Origin of the sequence: Nostoc spongiaeforme FACHB-130, assembly GCF_014698475.1 — a bacterium.
In the GTDB taxonomy this organism is placed as follows: domain Bacteria; phylum Cyanobacteriota; class Cyanobacteriia; order Cyanobacteriales; family Nostocaceae; genus Nostoc_B; species Nostoc_B spongiaeforme.
The window spans coordinates 92,535-106,525 of sequence record NZ_JACJTB010000014.1 but is presented as its reverse complement, the minus strand read 5'-3'; the positions used below and the strand labels follow the sequence as shown (position 1 = coordinate 106,525).

General features: G+C 39.9%; 10 protein-coding genes. 8 read left to right on the top strand and 2 right to left on the bottom strand.

The features are described from left to right. The first annotated feature begins 207 nt into the window (after positions 1-207). Complete coding sequence (gene sfsA, locus H6G74_RS13220; RefSeq protein WP_190968104.1) at positions 208-933, top strand: DNA/RNA nuclease SfsA; 726 nt, start codon at positions 208-210, stop codon at positions 931-933. Between the two features lie 180 nt (positions 934-1,113). Here sfsA and H6G74_RS13215 read toward each other — a convergent pair whose 3' ends face one another. Continuing rightward, entirely contained in the window at positions 1,114-2,091 is a 978-nt protein-coding gene (locus tag H6G74_RS13215) for a carbohydrate kinase family protein (RefSeq protein WP_190968103.1), read from the bottom strand. Positions 2,092-2,544: 453 nt separating this feature from the next. On the opposite strand from H6G74_RS13215, the gene pedR reads away from it, so the two are divergent. The 4 genes from pedR to H6G74_RS13195 all read left to right on the top strand — a co-directional run bounded on the left by pedR (position 2,545) and on the right by H6G74_RS13195 (position 5,587). Then, complete coding sequence (gene pedR / locus H6G74_RS13210) at positions 2,545-2,808, top strand: photosynthetic electron transport-dependent transcriptional regulator PedR (RefSeq protein ID WP_062294889.1); 264 nt, start codon at positions 2,545-2,547, stop codon at positions 2,806-2,808. A 379-nt stretch (positions 2,809-3,187) separates the two neighbouring features. After that, positions 3,188-3,841: a DUF6391 domain-containing protein gene (locus H6G74_RS13205; protein ID WP_190968102.1), complete on the top strand. Its 654-nt coding sequence runs from the start codon at positions 3,188-3,190 to the stop codon at positions 3,839-3,841. A gap of 26 nt (positions 3,842-3,867) precedes the next feature. Beyond that, complete coding sequence (locus H6G74_RS13200) at positions 3,868-4,866, top strand: glycosyltransferase (RefSeq protein WP_190968101.1); 999 nt, start codon at positions 3,868-3,870, stop codon at positions 4,864-4,866. 316 nt (positions 4,867-5,182) lie between these two features. Then, complete coding sequence (locus tag H6G74_RS13195; RefSeq protein WP_190968100.1) at positions 5,183-5,587, top strand: hypothetical protein; 405 nt, start codon at positions 5,183-5,185, stop codon at positions 5,585-5,587. 177 nt (positions 5,588-5,764) lie between these two features. Here H6G74_RS13195 and H6G74_RS13190 read toward each other — a convergent pair whose 3' ends face one another. Further along, a complete protein-coding gene (locus H6G74_RS13190) occupies positions 5,765-7,168 on the bottom strand; it encodes a serine/threonine-protein kinase (protein WP_190968099.1) in 1,404 nt (467 codons plus the stop codon). A gap of 320 nt (positions 7,169-7,488) precedes the next feature. On the opposite strand from H6G74_RS13190, the gene H6G74_RS13185 reads away from it, so the two are divergent. The 3 genes from H6G74_RS13185 (at position 7,489) to H6G74_RS13175 (ending at position 13,982) form a co-directional block, all read left to right on the top strand. Beyond that, positions 7,489-8,724, top strand: coding sequence for a glycosyltransferase (locus H6G74_RS13185; RefSeq protein ID WP_190968098.1), 1,236 nt, complete (start codon positions 7,489-7,491; stop codon positions 8,722-8,724). Between the two features lie 435 nt (positions 8,725-9,159). Beyond that, entirely contained in the window at positions 9,160-10,347 is a 1,188-nt protein-coding gene (locus H6G74_RS13180; protein WP_190968097.1) for a TRC40/GET3/ArsA family transport-energizing ATPase, read from the top strand. A 326-nt stretch (positions 10,348-10,673) separates the two neighbouring features. Then, entirely contained in the window at positions 10,674-13,982 is a 3,309-nt protein-coding gene (locus tag H6G74_RS13175) for a GAF domain-containing protein (RefSeq protein ID WP_190968096.1), read from the top strand. The last annotated feature ends 9 nt before the right edge of the window (positions 13,983-13,991 follow it).

Below are 13,991 nucleotides of genomic sequence, written 5' to 3'. Positions count from 1 at the left end.
ATATCCCTCAAGAAGCCATTAAATTGATACTTCCCTCTGAGAATTATTCAGTATAAATTTGTAAAAAAATGTAATATGTAGATTTTTATTTTCCCAACCTTGAGACCAGACACGATATGATTCTTTGTGCATTGATCAAAACAATGAATACCCGACGCTCTTGATTCTGACTTCTGAATTCTTCTTCAAGGTTGGCTTTGCAAAATAATGCTGGATTGGCTTTATAGTTACCCAACGCTCTACCCTGGTGTTTTACTCAAACGCTACAAACGATTTTTTGCTGATGTGCAGCTTGCTGATGGTCAAATCGTCACAGCACATTGTCCCAACACAGGGCCGATGACTGGAGTTTCTACCCTTGGTAGTTTGGTGCAATTATCTCTCAGTGATAACCCTAACCGTAAACTGGCTTACACCCTAGAACTCATTCAAGTACACGATAATGAACCAACTTGGGTAGGTGTCAACACAGCTTTACCTAATCGCATCGTCAAACTAGCTTTAGCAAAATACTTATTTCCCGAATTAGGTAACTACAGCCAAATCAAAAGTGAAGTGGTTTATGGCGTAGATAAAAAAAGTCGTGTGGATTTTTTGTTAACAGGTAGTGATGCAGAACGCCCGATATATTTAGAAGTTAAAAATACAACTTGGGCGCAAGGAACCTTAGCATTATTTCCTGATACAGAAACCACCAGAGGACAAAAACACCTGCGCGAATTAATGGCGTTGCTACCGACAAATCGGGCTGTAATGTTTTACTTTATCAACCGGGGTGATTGTACAGAGTTTGCCCCTGGTGATACTACAGATCCAGTATATGGCCAGTTATTGCGGCAAGCGATCGCCCTTGGTTTAGAAGTATTACCTTGCCGATTTGAGATTTCTCCTGAAGGTATCCGTTATTTAGGTTTGGCAAAACTCATCGTTTAAATTGAGAACTTACACACCAAGATTATCTGTGAAAAATGGGTGTAGGGGTGAAATCAAGTCAAAAGTCAAAAGTTAAAAGTCAAAAATTCTCTTAACTTTTGACATGTCTGTAAGAGTGTAGATGTTTAAAATCTTTACCCCCTACACCCTGACACTCATTCTCAACAGACCACAGCCTTATTAAAGTTGATGGGTAGCGAGAAAAGCTTCGACTTCTGCGGCTGTTGCTTGAGAAGCGATCGCACCTGGTTTAATCGTAGTTAATGCTCCCACAGCACTAGCATAAGTAACAATGCGTTTGGCGGTGTCTGCATCTTCTAGTTTTTTGATCCCATGCTGACTTAATTGGTGGATAAATCCCGCCAAAAAGCTATCTCCTGCGCCAGTGGTATCAGCTACTTTCACCGGAAAAGAAGGTAATGTTCCTTCGTTACCACTTAAGCAATAGGCGCAACCTTTGTCACCATCAGTTATCAGCACCCCTTCCACAGAATCTAAACGGTAAGTAATGGCTCCCGCATCGGCGGTATCAAAAAGCCATTCTGCTTCCTCTTTGGAGAGTTTGAGAAAATCAATCCGCTTAAATGTCTCTTGAATTTTTTGCCGCGCGATATTTTGGTCTTGCCAAAATACTGGTCGCCAGTTGACATCTAGCACAATTTTCAGGTCAAATTGTTCTGCTAAATCTAAAGCGCGATAAACTGCCTGTTCACTGTCAGGATAAGCTAATTCTAAAGTACCCAAAACCAGAAAATCTGCCTCTTGAAACAGCGCAGTGGGTAATTGCTTGGCTTGTAGACGGGTGTCGGCAAATTCAGAGGTATCATACTGACCGAAGCCAGCGAAATTGCGATCGCCTGCCAAATCTCGCACTACATACACCTGTCGCGTTGGCGCAGTCGGATGACGTTGCACACCCGTTATATCTACCCCAACTTCCTGGAGTAACTGAACCAGCTCATTCCCCGGTTCATCTTCACCCACACATCCAACAAATCCGGCGGAAGTTCCGAGTTTCACCAACGCACAGGCCACATTAGCTGGCGCTCCTCCAGGGTAAGGAGTCCAAGACTGTACCTCCTCCAGCTTTAGCCCCAATTGATCGGCTAAACAATCAAACAGAATTTCACCAAGACACAAAACACGGGGATTGCTCATCTCACTTTAGATTTGCGATTTAGGTTGAGGAAGCAAAGAATAATCCTGACATCAGAATTTTTCTGCCTAAACCCAGAACTTTATATTCTGAGTTTTTCCTATTGACCCCTAACTTTGTAAGTTCTTGTGAGGTCAGTATAAAATCTACAATAATCTTGTCGTTCTGTCGCCAGTCCTTCATAGAATTAAATAGCAATTTTTGTTACTAATAATGAATCTGTAGGCTTTAATATCAGCTTTTATTTCTCAGTGTTAATGCTTAATAAAATCTTTATAATAAGTATTAAAAATAACACTTAGGTTGTGGTATGTAAATTTTTCCTTCGATTAAACTTGAAAAAAATTATTGTCAATCGTATTACAGCTAACACTTCAAATCCCTACCAACAAAAGAATCTTCTAGAATTAAAGAGAGTGATTAAGTACATATACCAAGGGAGGATAGAATCAGTCATGGCTGGTGGCGAGTCCCAGACCCCTGTTACTCTGTCAGACAGAGAACTGCAAATTATCGACTTAGTGGCCGCTGGCTTAACTAACCAAGAGATTGCAGCAAAACTGGAAATTAGCAAGCGAACAGTTGATAACCACATCAGCAATATTCTCACCAAAACCCAAACAGAAAACCGAGTGGCACTTGTGCGCTGGGCTTTACAGTGGGGCAAGGTCTGTTTGGATGATGTGAATTGCTGTCCTCTGCCTAACCAAAACGAATAAATTGCTAACACAGATGCGGTCAATGGCGTTTGGCAGATGCCATAAATCGCGTCTAATCTAGCGATAAATTTTATTTGGCGTGCAGCTACGACATTTTTATGGTTCACTGCTTGTTTTACTCCTCACGCATCTATTTCAGCGTGAACCTCTAGTTCTCGCTAGTATCAACATCAGGCAGAACAGATTACTGAGTTATTGGTTATCGTGCAGAACTGTTACCGTTGAGTCAGTTTGAAAAAACTGGCTCAACGGTACATTTCACCATATTTAAGAAGATATTCATTCAGTCATCAATAAAAATTAGCAATAATCTTTGGCTGCAAGCGTTACATTTGTAAGAAATATATCTTGCTCCATCAGTTTGAGGAGCAGTGTTGCTATGGAAACTTCTGCTTCTGTTCAAGGCGGCTCGTCTTCCTTTAACTTTTTTAACTTTGACTTTACTACGCCGCAATCTACCCTAGATGCTGATTTAGTCAGACAGCTATCATTTGTCCCTGGTTTGAAAGAAATTCTCATGCTGCGGCAAGTCCACGCCTTAGAACATGCTACAGTTTGGGTTTTGAGCGAAACAAAAAATGTTCATACTCCCCCAGGGAGACCCAATACAGTTCAACTTGATAACGAATTATTGGGTGGTTTATCTACAGATCAAGGATTTTACCTTTATGGTGAAGTTAATATTAGCAACTTGCGACGGGCAGTCAGCCAAGCCCTTTATCGGCTGACAAATGGTGAATGGGATTTAGCAGTACATCCCCGTTGTGGTACAAATCTTTCAGTCACAATGTTGTTAACAGCCGGACTCGCTGTCGGTGTCAATTTATTGCTTCCCTTCCGCCCAGTTGAACAATTAATTGGTTTAGGACTAGCCGCCACCACAGCCGCAGAAATCGCCCCAGATTTAGGTTCCATAGCCCAGCGTTATCTCACAACAGCTATTCCGTTTAACCTAGCAGTAGAAAATATTACCGTAGCTCGTGATGTTTGGGGACGGCAAGGGCATTTTGTCAAGGTAAAATGGCGAGAGTGAAATTTATTCGTAATTCATAATTTATAATGCGAAAGCTTTATTTTCTTTTGCCTGGAACTCAGGGCAAATTTGTTTGTGGTGGTCTCTGGGCAGAATTAAAAACTTTAAAACTTGCTCAACAGATTTGTAGTGCGGAAATCGTAACTTACCGCCAAAGAGAAGCCGATAAGTTATTTTTAGATGACTTGCTGAGAGAAGCAAATTTAGATAATGCCATCTTTGTCATTAGTTGGGGATTTGATATCGCTCAATTAGTTGCCAAACTCCAGCAGTACAATGTGGTATATCATGCCCATAGTTCTGGTTACAAGTTTAATTTACCTATAGGGATTCCCATTATTACTGTTAGCCGCAACACATTAGGTTATTGGGGGCAGAAGTCGCCAAATAACCTCATTTATTATTTACCGAATGAAATTAGCCCAGAATTTAAAAATTTACATTTAGAACGAGATATTGATGTGTTAGTTCAGGCGAGAAAGTCTTCGGAGTATTTATTAAGCGAGTTAATTCCCACGTTAAAACTAAAATGCAATGTGCATTTAGTTGACTATTATGTAGAAGATTTACCAGGATTATTTAATCGGGCTAAAATTTATCTTTATGATTCGGCAGAATATTGGGCGCAACAAGGTGTCAGTGAAGGCTTTGGACTGCAACCAATGGAAGCTTTAGCTTGTGGATGTCAGGTATTTTCTAGCGTTAACGGTGGGCTTTCTGATTATTTAGACCCTGGTTTTAATAGTTATAAAATCGCTAATTATTCCAAAGAATATGACGTGGCAAAGATTCTCAAAGTGCTGCAATCTGCTCCAGGTTTAAGTGTGTCAGAAGAGGTGTTGAAAGAGTATCGCTATGAAAATATTCTTCCAAGGCTGCGAGTAATTTTACAGGAATTAAATGAGTTTTTTGACCACAAACAACAGTATCAATCTAACATTACTATTTTGACGCAATTACGCTTAAATCAATTAAGAATTAAAAACCTCTACAAAAAAGTGAAGAAAAAATACTTTCATGCTTGATTAGATATTAATTCGTTAACCAAAATATCCCCGACTTCTTGAAGCAGTCGGAAATCTGAACCTCTCGACTTTCACAAATCAAAGAGGATTACCATAGTTGCGATAAAACAGATTTCATCATTCTTGCATAAAAGTAGTTCTTCTCTATTCCCCACTCCCTGCCTTAATTAAATCGGATTGCTATATATAGACAACTGTGCCAGTTTTGCAAATGGAACACAGTTAACTTGATAGGTGATTACATTTTAATTGCTTGCGGATAAGATGGAATTGCACTTGTAGGTATCACATATAACTTAAATTCAGGGGTTAGAGTATGAAACGCCCATTTATAACTTTAGCTGTGATTGTCAGTGCGATCGCTCTTGCTCATCCTGTCCAAGCGCAACAACAAGAGGAACTTGCGCCACTGACTATCGAAAGCCGCGAAGCCGCCACCCTGATCACTGAACCAATTACAATCAACAGTAGCGCAGTTAGCAACAGCGATCGCGCTCAAGCCTTAAGACAAATTGCTAACACTATTGGCCGCGTCCGTGAAGAAAAGGGCTGCAAAAATATCAAACCACTAGAAATTCTCAACGATCCAGAAGCGGCGATTAAAGAGTGCGAAAAGCCAAATAATAGCCAACCGAATCAACGTAACGGTGAACCAGTAGATTATTTAAAGGTTCCGCGACTAGATTCTGGTGGTGTCAGTTTGACAGTGACTCAGTTTTAAAACAATCTTTTAACATTTAGGGGCATAGGCTTGGCTTTATCAAAGGTTACAGCCATTCGCCCTTATACCAAATCGATATGAAGAAGTATATAATTAGCCTGCGAAGGTGGTCACTGAGCTTGTCGAAGTGCAGGATTTGTTTGTATAGCCCCCAACTTTCAGTCTAAGGGTTTTATTTTATTCAAAAACAAAAGATTGAATCATTTTTTCCGCGATGGGTAAAAAGTTATTATATTCATCAACAGTTGCAGTGTAAGTAATAATATAGGCATTATCATTTTGTAAAGTCCAAACTTGCAGACTTTTTAACCGCCCATTATCAATTTTCCCTGTAAAGACTAGTTGATTTGCCCTCTGATTAGCCAGTGTTATTTCACTAGAACTTTCTATTTGAGCATCATCTACTGTATTTTTCACTTCCCGAATAAATAAATCTTTCGACTCGTCTAAAGTACTCGAAAGTGCTTCAACCCGAATAGTTACAAGTTCTTGAAATTGGTCAGAATCACTTTGTTTTGGTGATAAGAAAGTAACGATATCTTGAGTTACAGCATTTGGTGTTTCTTGGACTGCCCAATTATCAGGATAGTTAATTTTCACTCCATGAGCAGCGTAATTTAAAAATTTGGTTCGATTAATTTTGATTTGAGATAAAACTATTAATCCAACTGCAACTGCGGCTGTAATTCCTAAACCCATCACCCATTTTTTCGGCAAAGATTGTTTAAGTTTAGTCAATGGTGCTTTTTTAAGCATCTCTAAGGCTTGTAACACCGACTCGGCTGTAGGGTAACGCTGGCGAAAATCATAGCGCACCATCTTATCTAAAATACTGGCAAACTGGGGGCTAACTTTTACTTTATCACGCCAATCAATTTCGCCTGTATTTGGGTGTCTGGGGATGGAATGGCTACCTGCCGCCGGATTTATCCCTGTTAAAGCTAAGATAGCAATCATCCCCACTGCATAGATGTCGCTACTTAAATGGGGATTACTATTCGCTTGTTCACTGGGCATATAACCAGGTGTACCAATAGCAACCGTAAAACTTGTTTGTCCCGCCGTGTTGGCGACTTGGGTACTAATTTGTTTGACTGCGCCAAAGTCAATTAAAACTATTTTGCCATCTGATTCTCGGCGGCGAATATTCTCAGGTTTCAGATCCCGATGAATTACATAATTTTGATGCACAAATGCTAAAACAGTCAGTATCTCTTTTAACAATTGAATTACAGCAGTTTCACTTAATTTATCACTCAGTGGCGGTAATTCTTGTTTGAGATCGTGACCGGGAATAAATTCTTGGACTAAAAAGAATTCTTCATTTTCCGCAAAATGAGCGAGTAATTGGGGAATTTGGTCATGTTTTCCTAACATTTCCAAAATCGCTGCTTCTAAATCAAAAAAGCGTTTAGCTGCATTTAAGGTGTAGGGATCATTCGCCAGTGGCTTAAATTGCTTGACAACACACTGGGGATTTCCAGGTCTTTGTATATCTTGAGCTATAAAAGTCGTGCCAAATCCTCCCCGTCCTAACTGAGTAAGAATTTGGTAGCGTCCCCCGACCGTTTGACCCAGCATGAAGTTTCCCCTCTCTTTGAGAATACTCGCTCACTGATTTGTTAATCTTGATTTTTGCACATACAGCACAGCCAAATTCAGAATCATCTGAAAAGCAAGATAGTGTACTTCACTGTTTTGCCAATCTATTGTAATAAAGTGTTAAGCATTGGCTGGTAGCAAGTAGAGTTGTCATGTAGCAATCCGGTTGAATTTGTAAACTACGCGAAGAGACTGGGAGTAGATTTGTGAGCAACCGATTTAAAATTGCTAAGTGCTGAATTTGTGCAAGTGCATCACCTATGTTTAATAAATATAAGTAAATAAATTGAAGTTCGCATATGAGTATTAGTCTGTGCATGATTGTAAAAAATGAAGAAACTACGCTACCGAAGTGCTTAAATAGTGTTAAGGATTTCGTGGATGAGATGGTAGTGTTAGATACAGGTTCTAGCGATCGCACTCCCGAAATCGCCCAGCAATTCGGCGCAAAAGTACATCATTTCCAATGGACTAATAACTTTAGTACTGCTCGGAATGCCGCTTTAAAATATGTTACTGGTGATTGGGTGTTGGTGTTAGATGCAGATGAAATACTCAACCCCAGCATTGTGCCACAGATACAAGATGCAATTCAAAGTGATGAATATATCTTAATCAATCTCATCCGCCAAGAAATTGGTGCGGTTCAATCTCCCTATTCTTTGGTTTCGCGGTTGTTTCGCAATCATCCCGAAATTCGCTTTGAGCGGCCTTATCATGCCTTAGTTGATGATAGTGTAGCGACGATTATACAAAAAGAACCGCATTGGCAAGTTGGTTATTTGCAGGGTGTAGCAATTCTGCATACAGGGTATCAAAAAAGAGCGATCGCTCAAAATAATAAATACATTAAAGCCCAAGCTGCAATGTTAGAGTTTCTCGCCACCCATCCCAATGATCCTTATGTTTGCAGTAAATTAGGGGCGCTTTACGTTGAAACTGGCAAAATTTCTCAAGGTGTAGAATTATTGCTCCGGGGACTCAAGCAAGCTAGTGGTAAGTCATCCCAAGATTGGGTGACGGCAAATCAATCAACAGAAAACTACGAAATTTTATATGAACTCCATTATCATTTAGGGATTGCGTACAATCATTTAAAACAGCCGCAATCAGCCCTAGAACACTATCAAGCTGCGATTAAATTACCGATTTATCCCATGCTCAAGTTAGGAGCATATAACAATTTAGGTAACTTACTCAAAGATGCAGGCGATTTAAACAACGCCAAAAAAGCTTACGAAACAGCTTTAAAGATTGACCCAGATTTTGCGACTGGATACTATAACTTAGGGATGACATTAAAGGCTTTGAATTTATTTACTGATGCGATCGCTTGTTATCAAAAAGTCATCAAATTAAATCCTTATTACGCAGAAGCATATCAAAATTTAGGCGTAGTACAGCTAAAAGTTGGTAATCTCCAAGCTAGTCTGACAGCATTTAAAAATGCCATTCTCCTCCACGAACAGCAGCAAAATCTCGCAGAAGCCAAAAGACTGCACCAAGGTTTATATGAGATGGGATTAATCAAATAACGACTCATACCAATTTTGGAATTTGGATTTTAGATTTTAGATTTTGGCTGAGAAACCTGTTTGAAACTGTGAAAATCTCTGTCTAGCAAAACTGTGATCTATTAACCATTCTGACTCCTGACTTCTGACTTCTATAGGACTTAAGCAATAACTATCTCAAACTCTTATAACTTCGTGTCCTTTGCGTCCTTTGCGGTTCGTTTCTTCATACTTTTGCGGTAAGGATTCAGGTCTAAATTCCTCGACGAATTTAGGATTGGGCAACTTGTGAGTCAGAAAATTACGTAATAATAAAAGATGAGTGTTTTTTTGGCAGAGAGATTGAGTATGAAATTCATACTTGATATTTAGCTGCAAAACTAACCACCCCCTCTTTGAGCATTAATTGAGCATTTTAGAGGACTCACAAGCTAAAAACCTTATAGATTCGAGATAATGCGAGTAATTTTGATGACAGGCAAAGGCGGTGTGGGAAAAACCTCTGTTGCTGCCGCTACGGGACTTCGTTGTGCAGAACTGGGCTATCGTACACTAGTTTTAAGTACAGATCCCGCCCATTCCTTAGCCGATAGTTTTGATTTAGAACTAGAACATGCGCCCAAACAAATTCGCCCAAACTTGTGGGGTGCAGAACTAGACGCACTGCAAGAACTGGAAGGTAACTGGGGTGCTGTGAAGCGATACATTACTCAGGTTTTGCAGGCGCGGGGCTTAGAAGGCGTGCAAGCCGAAGAATTGGCAATTCTACCAGGAATGGATGAAATTTTCAGCTTGGTGAGAATGAAACGCCATTATGATGAAGGGGATTTTGATGTTTTGATTATTGACTCAGCCCCCACCGGCACAGCTTTGCGCTTGTTAAGCTTACCAGAAGTCGGCGGTTGGTATATGCGCCGCTTTTACAAACCATTTCAAAATATCTCTGTAGCGTTGCGTCCTTTAGTGGAACCAATTTTTAAACCAATTGCGGGTTTTTCTCTACCCGACAAAGAGGTAATGGATGCACCTTACGAATTTTATGAACAAATTGAGGCGCTGGAAAAGGTATTAACAGATAATACCCAAACTTCTGTACGTCTTGTCACCAATCCCGAAAAGATGGTGATTAAAGAATCGCTACGCGCCCATGCTTATTTAAGCTTATACAATGTAGCTACAGATTTAGTAGTTGCTAACAGGATTATTCCGCCGGAAGTGGAAGATCCATTTTTCCAACGTTGGAAACAAAATCAAGAACAGTATCGTCAAGAAATTCACGAAAATTTCCATCCTCTACCAGTCAAAGAAGTGCCACTATTTTCAGAAGAAATGTGTGGATTAGCGGCACTAGAAAGACTCAAAGAAATTCTCTACAAAGACGAAGACCCTAGCCAAGTTTATTACAAAGAAACAACAGTTAGAGTCGTACAAGATAAGAATGAATACAGTTTAGAACTGTATTTACCAGGTATTCCAAAGCACCAAATTCAGCTAAGTAAAACAGGTGATGAGTTGAATATCACAATTGGTAATCATCGCCGTAATTTGGTTTTACCACAAGCTTTAGCAGCACTACAGCCGGCTGGTGCCAAGATGGAAGAAGACTATTTAAGAATCCGTTTTGCTGATAATAACAGAGTTTAATTCTCTGAGTAATCAGCCGCAAGGCAGAATTAATATTTAACAATAGAGACACAGTTTAGTTCTGGTCTCTATTTTTTTGGAAAAACATAAATATCTGACCTTTTTAAACTTTTTACTAGGAAAAATTTATCAAAAATCTATAAAATGATGGGATTTTTTTTGTAAAAAAAACAATGTAAAAACCTGTAACAAAAACCTAGGAGTATTCACTGTATTTTGACCGTGGTTTTACTGTAGACAAATAGATTATAGAAAATTCACAATGTTTTTAGATTTATCGCTGACAAGATAGATATTTAATTTCAAATTTTTTAAACTTAAAAACAATGTCCCAACTAGCAGATCCAAACTTGCGGACAAGACTTGATCAAGAGAGTCTCCTGCGCCGGATAACAAATCGTATTCGTCAAACATTAGAGTTAGAAGAAATTATTGCAACCACAACAGCAGAAGTACGCTGTTTATTGGGAACTGACCGAGTAATGATTTATCAATTTCATCCGGATGGTACGGGTAAAGTGGTGAGTGAATCTATTCATGAACAGCGTTTACCTTCGCTGTTGGGACTGAATTTTCCCGCCGATGATATTCCGCCTCATGCGCGTGAATTGTTTACTAAATCAAGGGTACGTTCTGTTGTGAATGTGGAATTGCAACAGATTGGTCACAGCCCGATGAGTGTTTTAGAAACAGGCGAACTGAAAGTAGAAGATATTCGTTACCGTCCTGTAGATCCTTGTCACGCGGAATACTTAACGGCGATGGGAGTTAAATCTTGCGTCGTTGCGCCGATTTTCCATCAACATCAACTGTGGGGATTGCTGGTATCTCATCATTCCCAGGCGCATTCTATTTCACTTTATGAATTAGAAGCGATGCAAATGGTTGTAGATCAATTATCGGTGGCGATCGCCCAAAGTTATCTTCTCGCCCAAGCCCGCGCCAAAGCCGAACGAGAAAGTGTAATTAATCGCATTGCTACCCTGCTACATTCCCTACCGACAATTGTTTTACAACCAGCATTAGAAGCTGCTGTCGCCGCCTTTCAAGGTGCTGGTGGGAGATTGTGTATGAGAAACACAGCTTTTCAAGCTGCCAATAATCAAATTAAAAGTCTGAAAGAATGTTTAATTCCTGGGAGTGACTGCATTCAAATTTATACCAGTGGACAACAGCCAGAAATTCCCCAAGATACGATTTATCCCTTAATGGAGCAGTATAACGTCTGGCAAGAACATTATCAGTCTGGCGAATATGATGTTTGGGCAATTGATGATATTTATCAAACTGCAAGTTTGCGAATTTTGCAACCAACTTTTAAACCAACAAAAATTCGTAGTTTGTTGATGATTCCCCTATGTTATCGTCAGCAATTAGTTGGTTATTTGAGTATCTTTCGTAATGAAATCGACACAGAAACCTTATGGGCTGGTCAATTTGACCGCGATCGCCGCCAGTTATATCCCCGGTTATCTTTTGATGTTTGGAAAGAATCAAAAACAGCCCAAGCCCAAAAATGGACAGACGCAGATATTGAACTAGCCAGAGAACTTGCTAAACATTTTGCCTCAGCAGTTCAACAATATGAACTTTATCAACAAGTACAAGGCTTTAATCACAATTTAGAACATCAAGTAAAAAGGCGCACAGTTGAACTAGAACGCACATATCAACAACAACAAGCCGTATTTGGCGTGATTGCTAAAATTCGGGAGTCGTTGGATATAGATCAGATTTTTCAAATTACCACCAAAGAAGTCTGTCAGTTAGTCAAAGGCGATCGCGTTTCGGTTTATCGGTTTACCGAAGATTGGGGTGGTGAATTTGTTGGTGATTTTGAAGCGACTAGCCCCCATTGGACAAATGAAAGCAAAATAGCGGTAAATACAGTTTGGAATGACACCTACCTGCAAAAAACCGAAGGAGGGCGTTACCGCCACAACGAAACATTTGCTGTGGATGATATCTATCAAATGGGCTTTAACCAGTGCCATTTAGATAATTTAGAGTATTATCACATTCATGCTTTTGTTTTAGCTCCCATTTTTGTCGGGCAAAAACTCTGGGGTTTACTTTGCACATATCAACATTCTGGCCCCCGTGAATGGAAGCCGTCAGAAGTTAACTTTCTCAGTCAAATTGCAGCCCAATTAGGTATAGCCCTGCAACAAGCCCAATTACTGATGCAAACTCAGCAACAAGCTGCTGATTTGCGAAAAGCGGCCGAACAACGCCAAATATTATTTGAAGTAGTAACTAAACTGCGGGAATCGCTGGATTTAGAGACAATTTTTAGTGCAACAGCCCATGAAGTGCGGCGGACTTTAAATGCTGACCGAGTTGTAGTTTATCGCTTTGACCCCAATGCAGAACTAGATACGGGTGAAGTCGTAGCAGAGGATATTTTACCTGGGTTTGTCTCGACACTTGCTTTAAAAATTCAAGACACTTGCTTTAAGCAAAAATATATTGCTTTGCATCGTCAAGGAAGAGTGCATGTGATTACTGACGTTCACAACTCTGGACTTAACCCTTGCTATTTAAACTTATTGGAAAAACTTCAGATACAAGCCAATTTAGTAGTTCCTCTGGTTAAAGGTCATGAACTCTGGGGTTTATTGTGTATTCACCAATGCACTCAACCGCGAGAATGGGAAACTTCTGAAATACAATTTACTACCCAAGTAGCAACTCAACTGTCTGTCGCCCTAGAGCAAGCTGATTTACTAGCCCATACTAAACAACAAACCCAAAAATTAACCGAAGCCTTGCATGAGTTACAAACTACCCAAACTCAACTCATCCAAACCGAAAAAATGTCTTCACTAGGTCAGTTAGTGGCTGGTGTGGCTCATGAAATTAATAATCCCGTGAATTTTATTTATGGCAATTTATCTCATGTGCGGGAGTATGCAGATGATTTACTGGGAATGCTCAACCTTTATCAGAAACAATATCCTAAACCTAGTGAGGAAATTAGCGATCGCCTAGAAGATATTGACTTAGAATTTCTCTCACAAGATTTACCCAAAACTCTCGCTTCGATGAGCGTTGGTGTAGAACGCATCCGCCAAATCGTCATGTCCTTGAGGAATTTCTCTCGCTTGGATGAAGCGGAAATGAAAGTAGTAGATATTCACGAAGGTCTTGATAGTACCCTACTGATTTTACAGCACCGCTTGAAGTCGAAATCCGATAGTGCTGACATTCAAGTTATTAAAGAGTATGGTGATTTGCCATTGGTAGAGTGTTATGCAGGACAACTCAACCAAGTATTTATGAATGTGTTGAGCAATGCGATCGACGCTTTAGAATATCACCCAGAATCCACCTCAGCCACTCATCAACATCAAATTACCGTTCGCACTACCGTTGGTGAGATGAACAAAAATGTGCCGAGCGTGGTAATTTACATCAAAGACAATGGATTAGGCATACCAGAAGCTGTAAAAACAAGAGTCTTTGACCCATTTTTCACCACTAAACCTGTAGGTAAGGGTACAGGCTTGGGACTATCAATTAGTTACCAAATTGTGGTAGATAAGCATGGTGGTATTTTTCAATGTGATTCACAACCAGGGCAAGGTACAGAATTTCGCATTGAAGTTCCTATCCAGCAAAGTATTCATACTTGAAGTGCTGAG